This window comes from Gilliamella sp. ESL0443, assembly GCF_019469165.1.
Taxonomy (GTDB): domain Bacteria; phylum Pseudomonadota; class Gammaproteobacteria; order Enterobacterales; family Orbaceae; genus Gilliamella; species Gilliamella apicola_E.
Map to the genome: position 1 here is coordinate 2,177,114 of NZ_CP048263.1, position 16,536 is coordinate 2,193,649.

Annotated in this window: 13 protein-coding genes; 8 read left to right on the forward strand and 5 right to left on the reverse strand. The window is 35.7% G+C overall.

What is annotated here, in order from left to right:
• Window positions 1-6: 6 nt before the first annotated feature.
• Window positions 7-1,431 (reverse strand): glutamate--tRNA ligase, encoded by a 1,425-nt coding sequence (gene gltX, locus GYM76_RS09925; RefSeq protein WP_220225361.1) that lies wholly within the window; start codon window positions 1,429-1,431, stop codon window positions 7-9.
• Window positions 1,432-1,651: 220 nt separating this feature from the next.
• Window positions 1,652-4,426: a DNA polymerase I gene (polA, locus tag GYM76_RS09930; RefSeq protein ID WP_220225362.1), complete on the reverse strand. Its 2,775-nt coding sequence runs from the start codon at window positions 4,424-4,426 to the stop codon at window positions 1,652-1,654.
• 205 nt (window positions 4,427-4,631) lie between these two features.
• On the opposite strand from polA, the gene folE reads away from it, so the two are divergent.
• The 6 genes from folE (at window position 4,632) to ispH (ending at window position 11,287) form a co-directional block, all read left to right on the forward strand.
• Entirely contained in the window at window positions 4,632-5,288 is a 657-nt protein-coding gene (folE, locus tag GYM76_RS09935; protein WP_065733552.1) for a GTP cyclohydrolase I FolE, read from the forward strand.
• 16 nt (window positions 5,289-5,304) lie between these two features.
• Window positions 5,305-5,802: a hypothetical protein gene (locus GYM76_RS09940; protein ID WP_220225363.1), complete on the forward strand. Its 498-nt coding sequence runs from the start codon at window positions 5,305-5,307 to the stop codon at window positions 5,800-5,802.
• A 181-nt stretch (window positions 5,803-5,983) separates the two neighbouring features.
• The gene (gene ribF / locus GYM76_RS09945) at window positions 5,984-6,922 is read left to right on the forward strand and encodes a bifunctional riboflavin kinase/FAD synthetase (RefSeq protein ID WP_220225364.1); all 939 of its coding nucleotides are present in this window, start codon (window positions 5,984-5,986) and stop codon (window positions 6,920-6,922) included.
• A 38-nt stretch (window positions 6,923-6,960) separates the two neighbouring features.
• Complete coding sequence (gene ileS, locus GYM76_RS09950; protein WP_220225365.1) at window positions 6,961-9,768, forward strand: isoleucine--tRNA ligase; 2,808 nt, start codon at window positions 6,961-6,963, stop codon at window positions 9,766-9,768.
• A gap of 102 nt (window positions 9,769-9,870) precedes the next feature.
• The gene (gene lspA / locus GYM76_RS09955; protein ID WP_220225366.1) at window positions 9,871-10,335 is read left to right on the forward strand and encodes a signal peptidase II; all 465 of its coding nucleotides are present in this window, start codon (window positions 9,871-9,873) and stop codon (window positions 10,333-10,335) included.
• Between the two features lies 1 nt (window position 10,336).
• Complete coding sequence (gene ispH / locus GYM76_RS09960; protein ID WP_220225367.1) at window positions 10,337-11,287, forward strand: 4-hydroxy-3-methylbut-2-enyl diphosphate reductase; 951 nt, start codon at window positions 10,337-10,339, stop codon at window positions 11,285-11,287.
• Here ispH and GYM76_RS09965 read toward each other — a convergent pair.
• Window positions 11,284-11,538, reverse strand: coding sequence for a YfhL family 4Fe-4S dicluster ferredoxin (locus GYM76_RS09965; protein WP_065563848.1), 255 nt, complete (start codon window positions 11,536-11,538; stop codon window positions 11,284-11,286). The genes ispH and GYM76_RS09965 overlap by 4 nt on opposite strands.
• A gap of 581 nt (window positions 11,539-12,119) precedes the next feature.
• Here GYM76_RS09965 and GYM76_RS09970 point away from each other — a divergent pair.
• Complete coding sequence (locus GYM76_RS09970) at window positions 12,120-13,310, forward strand: efflux RND transporter periplasmic adaptor subunit (protein WP_220225368.1); 1,191 nt, start codon at window positions 12,120-12,122, stop codon at window positions 13,308-13,310.
• 1 nt (window position 13,311) lies between these two features.
• Window positions 13,312-15,279 (forward strand): MacB family efflux pump subunit, encoded by a 1,968-nt coding sequence (locus GYM76_RS09975; RefSeq protein WP_220225369.1) that lies wholly within the window; start codon window positions 13,312-13,314, stop codon window positions 15,277-15,279.
• Between the two features lie 76 nt (window positions 15,280-15,355).
• On the opposite strand, the gene GYM76_RS09980 is transcribed toward GYM76_RS09975, so the two are convergent.
• Window positions 15,356-16,099, reverse strand: coding sequence for a DsbA family protein (locus GYM76_RS09980; RefSeq protein ID WP_220225370.1), 744 nt, complete (start codon window positions 16,097-16,099; stop codon window positions 15,356-15,358).
• Window positions 16,100-16,113: 14 nt separating this feature from the next.
• Window positions 16,114-16,383 carry a YihD family protein gene (locus GYM76_RS09985; RefSeq protein WP_220225371.1) on the reverse strand — a complete coding sequence of 90 codons (270 nt, stop codon included), beginning with the start codon at window positions 16,381-16,383 and terminating at the stop codon, window positions 16,114-16,116.
• Window positions 16,384-16,536: the final 153 nt, after the last annotated feature.

A 16,536-nucleotide genomic window follows, 5' to 3' on the forward strand; every position in this document is an offset into this window, starting at 1 on the left:
CGATTATTATGCTTGTTCTCTGTTAGCAATATAAGCCAATGCCTTGTCAATTCTTGCTAATGTACGTTTTTTACCAACAGCATAAACAGTTACGTCAACAGAAGGCGATTGCCCAATTCCCGTCACTGCAACACGAAGTGGCATACCTACTTTACCCATCCCGACTTCAAGCTCGGTGGCTGTTGCCTCAATAGCATGATGAATTTTATCAATTTGCCAATCAAAATCTGAAATTGCTGCAATTTTAGCTTTGATTAGCTCTAAAGGTTCTTTTGCAACAGGTCGTAAATTTTTTTTAGCTGCATCAGCATCAAACTCATCAAAATCTTGATAGCAATAAGTACATGACTCAGCCATTTCTTTCAATGTTTTACAACGTTCACCAAATAGTTTCACTATAGTAATTAAATCAGGACCTTGTGTTAAATCATAACCTTGCTGATTCATATGCCAAACTAAATGCTGTGCAACATAATCAGCATCTAAATGGTTAATATAATGATGATTTAACCAAAGTAATTTTTCAGTATTAAATGCACTGGCAGATTTACTTACTGCATCTAATGAAAAGAAATCAATCATTTCTGGTACAGAAAATATCTCTTGATCGCCATGAGACCAGCCTAGACGAACTAAATAGTTAAGTAAGGCTTCTGGCAGATAACCATCATCACGGTATTGCATCACACTCACTGCACCATGACGTTTAGAGAGTTTTTGTCCATCGTCACCTAAAATCATTGATACATGACCATATTCAGGTAATGGTGCGCCTAGTGCTTTTAAAATATTAATTTGGCGAGGCGTATTATTAATATGATCTTCACCACGAATAACATGGGTAATTTCCATATCCCAATCATCAACAACGACGCAAAAGTTATAAGTTGGAGAACCATCAGTACGGCGTATGATTAAATCATCAAGCTCTTTATTGGCAATTTCAATTGGACCACGTATCAGATCATTGAAAACAACTACGCCATCTACCGGGTTAGCAAAGCGGACAACATGTGGCTCAGTGTGTGAATGCTGTTTTTGCACTTCATCACAACGACAATGACCGTCATATCGGGCTTTTTCACCTTTCGCCATTTGCTCTTCGCGCAATTTTTCTAAGCGCTCTTTTGAGCAATAACAACGATAAGCCGTTTTATTGGCTAACATTTCGTCAATAACTTGATTATAACGATCAAAACGTTTAGTTTGGAAATATGGGCCCTCATCCCATGATAATTTTAACCAATTCATACCTTCCATAATCGCATCAATCGCTTCTGGTGTTGAACGTTCAAGGTCGGTATCTTCAATACGCAATACAAAGGCGCCATGCGCATGGCGGGTATATAGCCAAGAATAAAGCGCAGTACGTGCACCACCAACATGTAAGTAGCCAGTTGGGCTTGGTGCAAAACGGGTTTTAATTTTCATGAAATAATCCTATTAATAAAGAGCCCTAAAATGTCAATTTATCACTTATGCTCTTTTTATTTAACCGATTTCCATAGATAGGAAAGGCAATTCAATTTAGTTGCTTATTTTAACACGTCAAAAGGTTTCAGCAAGCCGTCAGTAATAGACAAAATTAGCAACTAATTTAAGTAGTTACTCAATATAAAATCGAGTATAAAAAAATAAATTATAAAAGCTATTAATGAGCTTCATCCCAATTATTACCAATACCAACATCCACTTTTAATGGTACTGAGAGTTGATAACAATTTTCCATGATAGATTTAATAGATTTACTATATTCACTAACAAGCTCTTCTTTAACCTCAAATACAAGTTCATCGTGTACTTGCATTAACATTCTGATATTATCGTTAGGCTGGGTTTTAATCCATTCACTCATCTTGATCATAGCTGTTTTAATAATATCAGCTGCTGTACCTTGCATTGGCGCATTAATTGCAGCACGCTCAGCACCTCGTTTTTCATTAACTCTAGACGAGCTAATTTTTGGTAAATATAATCGTCTTCCTGATAAGGTTTCAACGTAGCCTTGCTCGGATGCTTGTTGACGAATTCTGTCCATATATACTTGTACACCAGGATAACGTTCAAAATAACGATCAATATAGAATTTTGCTTCTTTACGAGGAATATTAATTTGTTTAGATAACCCAAAAGCACTCATGCCATAAATTAATCCGAAATTTACAGCTTTAGCTCTTCTTCGCTCTTCTGCGGTAACTTCTGGCTCTGGTTTACTTAGAATTTCACTCGCTGTCACCCGATGAATGTCTTTATCATGAGCAAAAGCATTTAGCAAACTTTTATCCTGCGATAAATGCGCCATAATACGTAGCTCAATTTGCGAATAATCAGCTGAAATAATTTTATAACCTTTTGGGGCAATAAACGCTTGGCGAATACGGCGACCTTCCTCGGTTCGAACAGGAATATTTTGTAAATTAGGGTCGTTTGATGATAATCGTCCTGTTACAGTACCAATTTGGTTATAATTGGTATGAATTCGGTGATCAATTGGGCTAATCATCAACGGTAGTTTATCGGTATAAGTATTTTTTAATTTGGCTAACCCTCGGTAATATAAAATTTTACGAGGTAATACATATGTATTTGCTAATTCATTTAATACTTCTTCACTGGTTGAAGGATCACCTTTAGGCGTTTTTTTGAGCACGGGTAATTGGTGTTTATCAAATAAAATTGCTTGAATTTGTTTTGGTGAACCCGGATTAAATTTTTCACCCGCAAGGAATTGTAACTCTTCTTCAGTATCCTTTAATATTTTGCTAAGTTCTTTTGAATACGCTTTTAATTGTTCAGCATCAACAAGAACCCCTGTTCTTTCCATGTCAGCTAAAATAATTGCTAGCGGCATTTCAATATCTGAAAATAACTTAGTCAGTTTTTCATTTTTTTCTAGCTGTGGCCATAATTTTTGATGTAATTGAAGAGTAATATCCGCATCTTCTGCTGCATATTGAGTTGTTTTTTCAACATCAATAGTATCAATACTTGATTGTTTTCTACCAACTTTAGTTAATTCATCATAAGTAATTGTTTTATATTTCAAATAGCGTTTTGCCATACTATCCATGTCATGTCGTTGAGTGCTATTTAATACATAGGACTCTAACATGGTGTCATAAGCAATACCCTGCACTTGAATGCCATAGTTCGCCAATACACTGTAGTCAAATTTGGCATTTTGGACGATTTTTTTGATTTGAGGATTCTCTAATATTGGTTTTAATTTTGCCAATACATGATTAAGCGGTAACTGCTCTGGAACACCAAGGTATTGATGAGCTAGAGGAATATAAGCAGCTTGATGTGGAGTAACACTTAGCGATATCCCAACAAGTCTAGCATGGAAATGATCGATATTATCCGTTTCCGTATCAAATGCAAAGGCTTCGCAACTATTTAATTTTGCAATCCATTCATCTAATTGTGTATCGGTTAAAATACATTGATAATCCTTTTCGTGTACTTCAGTCTCTAGCTCTTCTTGGTCAATCGAGGACAATCCCCCTTCAATTTCGACATGAATTTGACTTTGCTGATTTAAAAAGTTACCCGTGATTAATTCTTTTTGCCAACGGTGGAAATCATAATAAGCAAACAATTCAACTAATTTAGTTGCATCGATATCACCTATAAGCAATTGTTCCGTCGTAAAATCTAATGGAACATCCGTTTTAATTGTCGCCAATAAATAACAAAGGTCAGCTTCTTTCTTATGATCAGCCAATTTACTTTTCAATGATTTAGCACCACGAATAGGCAATTTTTGAATTTCATCCAAATGGCTATAAATATCATTTAAACTTTCAAAATGCGTTAATAAATTTAGTGCCGTTTTTTCACCAATTCCCGGAACACCAGGAATATTATCAGACGTATCACCTCTTAGTGCTAAATAATCAATCATTTTTTCTGGTGGAACACCAAATTTTTTCATAACACCTTCTGGGTCAAGAATTGTGTTATTCATGGTATTTATTAGTGTGATTTTATCACTGACTAATTGTGCCATGTCTTTGTCACCAGTACTGATTAGTACCTCAAGATTTTCTTTTTCCGCTTGTCTAGCCAATGTGCCTATCACATCATCAGCCTCAACACCATCTACACAAAGCAGTGGTAATCCCATCGCTTTTAAAATAGTATGAATTGGTTCGATTTGAGGTCGTAAATTTTCTGGCATTTCTTCTCGAGTAGCTTTATATTCGCTATAAAGTTCATTACGGAAAGATCCGCCACTTGCATCAAAAACGACAGCAATATGAGTTGGATCATATTGATTTATTAGACTGCGTATCATATTGACCACACCAAAAATAGCCCCAGTAGGTTCACCTTTGGAATTAGTTAATGGAGGGCATGCAAAAAAAGCACGATAAAGATAAGAAGAGCCATCAATCAAAATAATTGGCGTATTATTTGGCATTAATAGTTACCCAAATGTTATTTAATACAGTTATTATTAGTATAACCTAATTAGTAACAATATTCTTGTGAGTACCGATAATATAGTGTAAAAATATTCGAGATCGCATCGATCTTTAAGTCAAATTGATTAATTAAAAATACTGTATATCCCTATATCACTATTATATAATACTGATATCTATTTTCGTCTGAGTATCAAATAAATGACAGAATTAAGTCCTGCAGCACAAGAGGTCAAAAAAGCACTAGCAGCTAAAAATCTTGAAACCCCATCATGTCGTTTACCTATGGACAATAGCGAAAGGAAAGCAAAAATAGAAGCACATTTTCGAGAAATCATGAAACTTATGGAACTCGATTTAAGTGATGATAGTCTTGCTGAAACTCCGCACCGCGTTGCAAAAATGTATGTTGATGAGATCTTTTCCGGACTTAACTATCATAACTTTCCCAAAATCACCCTGATTGAAAACAAAATGCAGGTTGATGAAATGATTACCGTTCGTGATATTACTTTAACCAGTGTTTGTGAGCACCATTTTGTGACCATTGACGGTAAAGCCACCGTTTCTTATATCCCAAAAGATAAAGTGATTGGTTTATCAAAAATCAATCGGATTGTTGAATTCTTTTCCCAGCGCCCGCAAGTGCAAGAAAGATTAACCCAACAAATTTTGGTGGCACTACAGACGCTATTAGGAACAGTTAATGTTGCTGTTTCAATTGATGCTACTCACTATTGTGTTAAAGCTCGAGGTATTAAAGATTCCAATAGTTTAACTACCACGACCGCATTAGGGGGAGGTTTTAAAACTAATCCAAGCACCCGACAAGAGTTTTTACGCGCATTAAATCATTAATAATAAAGGATATTGAATGAAATATTTATCACTCATGTTTATGATACTGTTTATTACAGCCTGTTCTGAACAGGAATCTAATCATAATGATAAATTTATTGGTTTTTGGGTTGAAGGTGGTCCGGATTATAAACATACGGCGTCGATCGCCAATCTTGTTGAAATAAGTAAACAAGGAGACAATTACTTTATCAATGAAAACTACGTTTATGGTAATGGTCAAACCATTGCGATGCGAAAACTCACAAAATCACAAGACAATTTCGACGGACTGGCTTATCCATCAGAAAGAAATTTTGGTTTAGAAAACAAAGTGACTATGGATGATGATACAAAAATCGGTATATTTAATACCCATTTCTTTCGAATTTCAAAAGAAGAAGCAGAGCACATTAAACGCGATGTAAAAGAGTGCGAAGAGATAGAAAAAAACCGTTTTTTTATTCCTAATGAGCAACAAGCTGAATATAAAAAACGGGCAAAAGAACTGGCTTATTGTCGGATTTTTTGGTAACAATCCAAATTCACGCCAGTCTAAATTCAGTGGATTTTTGTGACAGTCGTATGGGAATTGATTATTCATCAAAATCCCAAAATCAAATACAAATCAACTTTATATTACGTGCATCTTTAAGAAAGATTGGTATAATTCACAGCTATTTTAGTTAAAACATCACAATTAATAGCACGCTTTCATGAAGATCATTCGCGGTATTGATAATTTAAACAATCAATTTACTCAATGTGTACTTACATTGGGCAACTTTGATGGCGTGCATTTAGGACACCAACAATTAATTAACCATTTAATAAAACAAAGTAAAAAATTAAACTTACCAACAGTGGTTATGTTATTTGAGCCTCAACCTTTAGAGTTTTTTTGCAAACAAAATGCTCCCGCTAGGTTAACGTCTTTTAAAGAAAAAGTGGAATTAATTAAAAAATTGGGTATCGACTATATTATTGCGGTGCCATTTACCCAAACCTTTGCCAATATGTTAGCCCCAGATTTTATTCAAGATTGGTTGATAAACAAATTACAAGCTAAATATATTGTTATTGGTGATGATTTCCGATTTGGTCGTGAGCGTAAAGGTGATATTAATCTTTTACAACAATATACTCATAACAATCAATTTGTAGTTGAGAGTATGCCCACGTTTGTTTGGAATGATTTAAGGATCAGCAGTACGGCTGTTCGTGAGGCGTTATTTAATAGTGATTTTAAATTGGCTCATTGCCTTTTAGGCCGTAATTATGCCATTGAAGGGAAAGTGGTTCATGGCAATGCGTTAGCCAGACAATTAGGATTTCCGACAGCCAATATTCATTTAAATCGAAAAAAACCCGCTTTACAAGGCGTCTATTTTGTAAAAGTCAAAAACTGTTGTAGTAATCAGCATTATCATGGCATTGCCAATATCGGTATAAGACCAACCATTGAAGGCAAAAAGGCTATTTTAGAGGTTAATCTATTTGACTTTTCAGGTGATATTTATGGACAATATTTAGACGTTATATTCGTTCATAAGTTACGCGACGAGAAAAAATTTGATTCGCTAACCGATTTAAAACAACAAATTGCACAAGATGTTTGCACTGCGAAACAGATCAGTGCAAAATTAACCAATTAAAAAGTAGTTTCAACAAAAATTAACTGGAATAAATCAGCATGACAGACTATAAAAACACATTGAATTTACCGGAAACCGGATTCCCTATGCGAGGTGATCTTGCTAAACGTGAACCGGCGATGTTGCAAAATTGGTACGATAAAGAACTTTATCGCAAAATCCGTCAAGGCAAAAAAGGCAAAAAAGCTTTTATTCTGCATGATGGCCCTCCTTATGCAAACGGAAAACTTCATATTGGTCATGCCGTTAATAAAATAATTAAAGACATTATTATCAAATCAAAAGGCTTAAGTGGTTATGACTCCCCATATATTCCAGGATGGGATTGTCATGGTTTGCCGATTGAGCAAAAAGTCGAGGAGCAAGTCGGTAAACCAGGTGTAAAAGTAACACCAGCTGAGTTTCGCCAAATTTGTCGTGATTATGCTGCTTCACAAGTTGAATTACAAAAAGCTGACTTTATTCGCATGGGTGTGCTTGGGGATTGGCAAAATCCATACCGTACAATGGACTATGATACTGAAGCGAATATTATTCGTGCTTTAGGTAGAGTGATTCAAAATGGGCATTTAGTCAAAGGTGCTAAACCAGTTTATTGGTGTACAGATTGTATGTCAGCTTTAGCGGAAGCTGAAGTCGAATATTATGATAAATCATCGCCCGCAATAGATGTAAAATTCAAAGCCGTAGATAACCAAGCTGTTGCAAGTAAATTTGGTGTTAATACCGACCTAACTATTTATGCCGTGATTTGGACGACAACACCTTGGACATTACCTGCCAGCCGAGGTATTGCCTTAAATGCTGAATTTGAGTATCAACTAGTACAAATAAACGATAAAGAATGCTTAATTTTAGCCGCTGATCTGGTCGAATCAGTCATGAAACGTGCCGAAATTTCAGAATGGAAAGTACTTGGCAGCTGTAAAGGTGATGCGCTTGAGCTATTACGCTTTAAACATCCTTTCCTTGAGTTTGATGAACCAATTGTACTTGGTGAACATGTGACAGTTGACGCAGGTACAGGTGCAGTGCACACTGCGCCTGGTCACGGTGTTGAAGACTTTTTAGTTGGTCAAAAATATGGGCTTGAAGTTGCTAACCCTGTTGGTGGCAATGGCTGTTATTTACCTGGAACAGGCGTTGGTTTAGATGGTTTGTTTGTTTTCAAAGCCAATAAAGTGGTAGTTGAACTATTAAAAGAACGCAATGCTTTACTACACTTTGAAAATATTGAACATAGCTATCCTTGTTGCTGGCGACATAAAACGCCTGTTATCTACCGCGCAACACCACAATGGTTTATCAGTATGGATAAACAAGGTTTACGTGCTCAATCACTAAAAGAGATCAAACAAGTTCGTTGGATTCCAGATTGGGGACAAGCTCGAATTGAAACTATGGTAGCGAACCGTCCTGATTGGTGTATTTCACGTCAACGCACATGGGGCGTGCCTATGACGCTATTTGTGCATAAAGAAACTGAAGAGTTGCATCCAGACACACTACAATTAGTTGAGAAAGTGGCTAAATTGGTTGAACAAAACGGTATTCAAGCATGGTGGGATGCCGATATTAAAGATTTATTAGGCCCTGATGCTGATGATTATCGTAAAGTGCCCGATACACTAGATGTATGGTTTGATTCAGGCTCAACATTCTACTCAGTGGTTGGCGTGCGTCCTGAATTTGCAGGACACGAAGCCGATATGTACTTAGAAGGTTCAGATCAGCATCGTGGTTGGTTTATGTCTTCATTAATGCTATCAACGGCAATTGATAACAAAGCACCGTATAAACAAGTATTAACTCACGGTTTTGTCGTCGATGGACAAGGACGTAAGATGTCTAAATCACTTGGTAACATTGTGACCCCACAAGAAGTGATGAATAAACTTGGGGCAGATATTTTACGTTTGTGGATTGCATCGACTGATTATTCAGGCGAAATGAGTTATTCAGATGAAATCATTAAACGTGCAGCCGATAGCTACCGTCGTATTCGTAATACCGCACGCTTCTTACTGGCTAACTTAAATGGTTTCGATCCAGCTAAAGATATGGTTAAACCAGAAGATATGGTAGTACTTGATCGTTGGGCTGTCAGTATAGCTAAAGAAGCTCAAGAGCAAATCATTCAAGCTTATGAAAACTACGATTTCCATAGAGTCGTACAACGTATTATGCAATTTTGCTCAATCGAAATGGGCTCATTCTATTTAGATATTATCAAAGATCGTCAATATACTGCAAAAAGCGATAGTGTTGCGCGCCATAGTTGTCAAACTGCGTTATATCATATCGCTCAAGCGATGGTTCGTTGGATTGCACCAGTTTTATCATTCACTGCTGATGAAATTTGGCAATATCTACCTGCTTCTGAAAAATCTGAATTTGTATTTGAAGATGAATGGTATACCTTGCTATTTACCTTATCAGATAGTGAAACATTAAACAGTGCTTATTGGGCTCAAATCTTAGCTATTCGAAGTGAAGTCAATAAAGTTTTAGAACAAGGCCGTAATGATAAAGTTATCGGGGGATCACTTGAAGCAGCGGTAACCCTTTATGCTAATAGCGAAATAGCAACGGCTCTCGCTAAATTAGAAAACGAATTACGCTTTGTATTACTGACTTCACAAGCGACGGTGAAACCTTTAGAAAATGCACCACAACATGCGGTACAAAGTGATATTCAAGGTCTTAAAATTGAACTTGCTAAAGCACAAGGCGATAAATGTCCTCGTTGCTGGCATTTTACAGTTGATAACAACCCAACCACTCACTTATGTAAACGTTGTGAACAAAACATTCATGGTAATGGTGAAGTTAGACATTTTGCCTAAGTGATATAAAAATAAATAGGGCTATAAAAATAATTTTATAGCAATTAAGAACACTTACCGCCGACGATTGTCGGCGGTATTATAATAATGAGCATAAATTATATGAAAAAAGATAACGGACTTCTCTGGTTATTATTTGCGGTTGTAGTTTTTATTATCGATATCGCAAGTAAATTCTGGATTATAAATAATTTTTACTTATTTGAATCTGTAAATCTTTTACCCTTCTTCTCTATCACCTATGTACATAATATTGGCGCAGCTTTCAGTATTTTTGAAGGTCAACGATGGATACTTGCTGCCGTAGCTTTTGCTGTTAGTGTCGTAATTGTTTATATGTTATATCGCAGTAACCATAAGCAAAAATTAGAAAATTTTTCATTAGCATTAATTTTAGGTGGTGCATTAGGAAACCTATTTGACCGTCTTTACCATGGATTTGTTGTCGACTTTCTAGATGTCAATTTTGGTGATTGGCACTACCCAACTTTTAATATTGCTGATTGTGCGATTTGTTTAGGTATTGGATTTTACATCCTAAGCAATTATGCTAAAAAGACTGACTAATATGCAGATTATACTCGCTAATCCTCGTGGCTTTTGTGCTGGAGTAGATCGAGCTATTACTATCGTTGAACGCGCGCTTGAGCTATTTGGTGCTCCTGTTTATGTTCGCCATGAAGTTGTACATAATCGCTACGTAGTTAACCGTCTTAAAGAACTTGGCGCAATATTTATCGAAGATCTCAATGATGTCCCAGACGATAGTATCCTTATTTTTTCTGCCCATGGGGTATCTAAAACAGTTCGTGATGAGGCCAAACGTCGTCAGCTACGAATATTCGATGCAACATGCCCTTTAGTAACTAAAGTTCATATGGAAGTCGCCAGAGCAAGCTATCGAGGTGAAGAGGTTATTCTTATTGGTCATGCTGGCCATATTGAAGTAGATGGCACGATGGGACAATATAGTAATCCAGCAGGTGGAATCTATTTAGTCGAATCAATTAAAGATGTACAAAACTTGCAAGTAAAAAATGACAATCATCTCTGTTTTACAACACAAACAACCTTATCGGTTGATGATACCGCAGAAATCATTGAAGCGTTAAAAAATCGATTTCCCAATATTCGTAGCCCTCGTAAAAACGATATTTGTTATGCCACCACTAACCGCCAACAAGCAGTTAAGCAGTTATCATCTCAAGCCGATATTGTCTTAGTGGTTGGATCTAAAAATTCATCAAACTCCAGTCGATTAGCAGAGCTTGCAAGACGAAACAGCAAAAATGCCTACTTAATCGACTACGCCTCAGACATTAATCTTAAATGGCTAGAAAATGCCCGAACTATTGGCGTAACCGCTGGCGCTTCTGCCCCAGAAATTTTAGTTAAACAAGTTATTGAGCATCTAAAAAGTTTAGGTTGCACATCAATGATTGAAACCGAAGGTATTTCAGAGAATATTACTTTTGAAATTCCCAAAGAGTTACGTATAGAAGTTAAAACAACTGATTAAGAAGAGTGTGTTAGTTGCTTAAATTTTTGCAATAATTCGTCTTGAGTTTCAACATGCTCTGGATCAGCAATAATCGCATTTTGAATTGGACAGACGCGTTGACAGGTAGAATGATCATAATAACCGACACACTCAGTGCATTTATTTGGATCAATTTCATAAGTATCGAACCCCATTGAAATGGCCTCATTTGGACATTCAGGTTCACACATATCACAATTAATACACTTATCAGTTATTTTTAACGCCATTGCTACAATATATCTTTAACGAATAAAAAATTTGCGCCATTATAACGCAATCCTAAATAAATCCTAATACGGATCTACATTTACATTGAGTATTGACAAAACTTTTGCAAAAAATTTTGAGGAACGGGGTTTTTGAAGGTCTAAAATTGCATAAATTTGGAAATTAAAGCCTAATGCATATCAAAATAAGTGTTCCTAATCAGATTATCCACCTAAATAGTTATTGGAATTTTAGAATTATTTTAGAAACTTATCAGCTTGACGCGAAAATAGTTTTATTAGTAAATTGAACAAAGGAACGGCTCAAAGCTTCACTAATTTTCATTAGTAAGTTAATTAGGAATTGCCTACTTTTTTGTGCAATAAACAGGTATTCCTATGTATGATTATCTAATGATATTTATAATTAAATTTTTAAGTACATATTGAAAGAAAGGTGATTTTTTCTATCAATTCAGAAATATCTTTAATACAGTTAAAAATTTTCATAAAAATTACAATTTATTATCTTTAGTTATCATTGCAAATGAAATTAATACGATACAATGCTCAAAAAATAACAAAAACGAAAGGATGAAAAATTGGCAAAATTCTTTAGATTCAAATATATCGTTATCTTTATTGCCACTTTAGTTGTGCTTTATTTAGGAAAATTAATTTTTTTTCCTTCAGAGCAGGCCGTTAATTATATTACGTCGCCAGTAACGAAAGGAAATGTTGAGAAAACGGTTCTTGCTGATGGCACTATAAGCGCTTTTAAACAAGTTAGTGTTGGTGCACAAGTTTCTGGACAAATCAAAAAATTGTATGTTGAACTTGGCGATGAAGTTAAGCAGGGAGATATGATAGCTGAGATTGATGATCTTAAACAAAGTAACGATCTCAAACAATCTGAAGCAAAATTAAACAGCTTGGAAGCTCAGCGTACATCTAAGCAAGCAAAATTAGTTAACTATCAACTAACTTATGAACGCCAATTAAAACTGGTTAAAAAAGGGGTTGGTGTCCAATCAGATTTAGATTCAGCAAAAGCCGATCTTGATGCAATCAAAGCTGATATTGCAGCACTTGATGCAGATATTGTTAGCGCTCAAGTGGCGGTTGATACTGCAAAAGTTAATTTAGGTTATACCAAAATACGCTCACCAATTGATGGTGTTATTGTTGCCATTCCTGTCGACCAAGGGCAAACGGTAAACTCGGTACAAAGTGCTCCGACTATCGTTAAAGTCGCTCAATTAGATAAAATGACCATTGAAGCACAAATTTCGGAAGCCGATGTTATTGGTGTTAAAAAAGGTATGCCCGTTTATTTCACTATATTAGGACAACCAAACAAGCGGTTTGAGGGATTAACATTAAGATCGATTGAGCCTGCACCTGACTCAATTAATACTGAAAACTCTACGTTAAGCGCATCATCTACCACCAAAAGTGCAATTTACTACAATGGTTTATTTGATGTTGATAATCCTGATCATCTTTTACGTATTTCAATGACAGCTCAAGTATATATTGTGTTAGCTGAAGCGAAAAATGTACTGACTATTCCATCCCAAGCTGTTCAAAAAAATTTAGCAGATAATAAAGCGATTATTTATCTACTTGATCAACATAATAATGTTGAAGAACGAGAAGTCAGTCTAGGTATCAATAATAATATCAATGTGGAAATCAAATCGGGACTTAAAGAAGGTGAAGTCGTCATTATTGGTAGTAACAATGGCGCATTATTTAATCCTAATGGACGCACGCCGAGGATAAGATTTTGATATGACAAATAATCCACTTATCAAACTTGAGAATATTGTTCGTGAATTTCCAGCCGGTGATTCAACCATACAAGTGCTTAAAAATATCAATTTAACGATCAATGCCGGTGAAATGGTTGCCATTATTGGTGCGTCTGGCTCAGGCAAATCGACGTTAATGAATATTTTAGGTTGTTTAGATAAACCAAGCTCGGGGGTCTATACCATTGGAGGTCGTACCACCAATAAATTATCACCCGATGAATTAGCTGAATTACGTCGTGAACATTTTGGATTTATCTTTCAACGCTATCATTTATTAAGCGCCTTAACTGCACAAGGTAACGTTGAAATTCCCGCCATTTATGCAGGAATCACTAATGAACAACGAAAAAAACGAGCTATTGAAATATTAACGCGTTTAGGGCTTGAAGATAAAATTAGTAATAAACCCAGTCAATTATCAGGAGGTCAACAACAGCGTGTCAGTATTGCTCGAGCCTTAATAAATGGCGGACAAGTTATTTTAGCAGATGAACCAACAGGCGCACTTGACCGTAAAAGCGGATTAGAAGTTATGGCTATCTTGCGAGAACTTCATAAACAAGGGCATACGGTGATTATTGTAACGCATGATAGCAATATTGCCCAAAGTGCAGAGCGAATTATTGAAATCAGTGACGGAAATATTATCTCAGATTCAATCAATCCTAATTATCAGGTAGAAGAAAAAAAAGATAATCGCCAAGTTAAACAGATCGAAACTACTAAAACCCAAGACAACTTTCAAGCTAAATACAATCGTTTTCGAGACGCCTTTAATATGGCGATATTGTCGATGCGTTCTCAACGATTACGCACTTTTCTAACCATGCTTGGTATCATCATTGGCATAGCCTCTGTCGTTTCTATGGTTGCATTAGGAGAAGGCACAAAACAAAAAATACTCTCGAATATAAACTCATTAGGAACAAGCACGCTAGAGATTTATCCCGGTAGCGGATTTGGGGATCGTAATGCAGATAAAATTACCACCCTTCGCTCATCCGATGCTGACTTTTTAGCGAAACAGAATTTTGTTCATAGCACGACCCCAAATCTGGCAACATCAGTCTATTTTCGAGTCAAAAATTTGGCGATGACTGGTACAGTAAATGGTGTGGGAGAGCAATTTTTTGCCGTTCGTGGTTATAACATCACCCAAGGTATTGCTTTTGACCAAGCTAGTGTTGCATCATCAGCACAAGATGCCGTTATCGATGAAAATACCGTTAAACAGTTATTTAAGAATGAAAATCCAATTGGAAAAATTCTTATGGTGGGTCAATTACCGGTAAGAATAATCGGTGTTGCCGCCAAACAACAACAGGGATTTGGTAATAATGAGAGTCTTAATATCTGGTTACCTTATACCACTGTCATTAATCGCATGGTTGGACAAACATCGTTAAGAAGTATTACGGTTCGGATTAATGATAATGTTGATTTATCAGTTGCTGAACAAGCGATTAATAAAATCATGATACAACGGCATGGTGTTAAAGACTTTTTTATCTTTAATTCAGATAGCATCCGTGAAACGGTTAATTCTTCGGCTTGGCTATTAACATTATTAATCTCAGCCATTGCATTTATCTCACTGTTAGTGGGTGGGATTGGTGTTATGAATATCATGCTAGTATCCGTCACAGAAAGAACCCGAGAAATTGGCGTACGCATGGCAGTGGGTGCACGTTCAAGTGATATACTGCAACAGTTTTTAATCGAAGCAGTATTAGTGTGTCTAATCGGCGGAACATTAGGTATTTTATTATCATTTATGGTCGGTGGAATTTTTAATTATTTTGTCACAATATTTGCAATGCGTTTTTCAATCATTTCAATTATTGCTGCCTTTAGCTGTTCAAGTATAATTGGCATAATTTTTGGGTATTTTCCAGCAAAACGAGCCGCAAAACTTGATCCAATTTATGCATTAGAAAGAGAATAAAAAGCGCTGTTAAAATAAAATCCCTTTGCACGATAAACTGCAAAGGGATGACAATTTGTTAATAACTGTTTAAAAATTAATTATTTTGTTCTTCACTTTCAGTTTTTTTATCGTTTTCTACCTTAACATGCGGATCTAAATCCACTAAGTAGGCAGTAACTCTCGCATAATCTTTGACATAATCAGTGGTATTTTTAGTATTAAGACCACGCGAGTTCACAAAAAACTTACGATTAACCACAACAGTTGGAATTGACTCCGGTGTTAATTGATTATAGGCCTCAGTTTGTTGTGTCATAAACGCTTTAACTAAAAAACTTTGTTTGGTTTTATCAAACAGTTCAGCATCAACACCTAAGTCAGCAAAGACAGCTTTAATATCATCAGCAGTTTTTAATTTACGCTCGGTTTGCACTGCTTTATAAAGAGCATCTGACACTTTATCTTCAATACCTAATACATTAGCCACCGCCCATGCTTCAGCTAGCTCTTTAGCTAATGGACCAAAATTTTCTAAATGGTAACGTTTAAATTTAGTACCATTTGGTAAAGCTTTAGCAATCGCGTCTGTTGCATGATATTCGCTTTCAAATTTAAAACAGCTAGGACAGTTGAATGAGAAAAACTCTACAACCTCTTTATCTGGAGAGGGTTCAAATGGTAAAACTCCATATTGTTCACCTTGTTCAATCGGTTTTAGCTGCTCAGCAACATTTGCTGTAGCGGGTTGAGTATCATTTTTATTATCTGCCGGCGCTTCTTGCGCAAAACAGGTTATAGAAGTTAATAATACTCCAATAGCAATAAGCGTTTTTTTCATTTAATTTATTCTCCTTATTCTTTAATAATTCCGCGAGCTTTTAATATTGCTGATTTAAAATCATCTTCATAATCTTTTTTTAATCCAGGTATAGCTTCGTTTTTATCTGAATTACGCATTTTTAAATGATAAATTAAAACTTCATCACTAAGATCTTTTAAATTACCATCAAAACCAGCTTCTTTACCCAATTTATCTAAAAGCTGTAATAAATTGAGATCTGAATCATTTTCCCAAGCTGGTTGTAATAACCCAATTAACTCATCAATACGATGACATTTCATAATAACTACCTTTTAATTATTCAACTAAGTTGATAGATGATGACATAAACCTTTATGTTAATCTTTACTTTACAATCTATATATTAATAAGCTTCTAGTATATACTCGGCTTTAAATTTAAATTGTCCATTTAAAAGATTCATAAACAAGTAT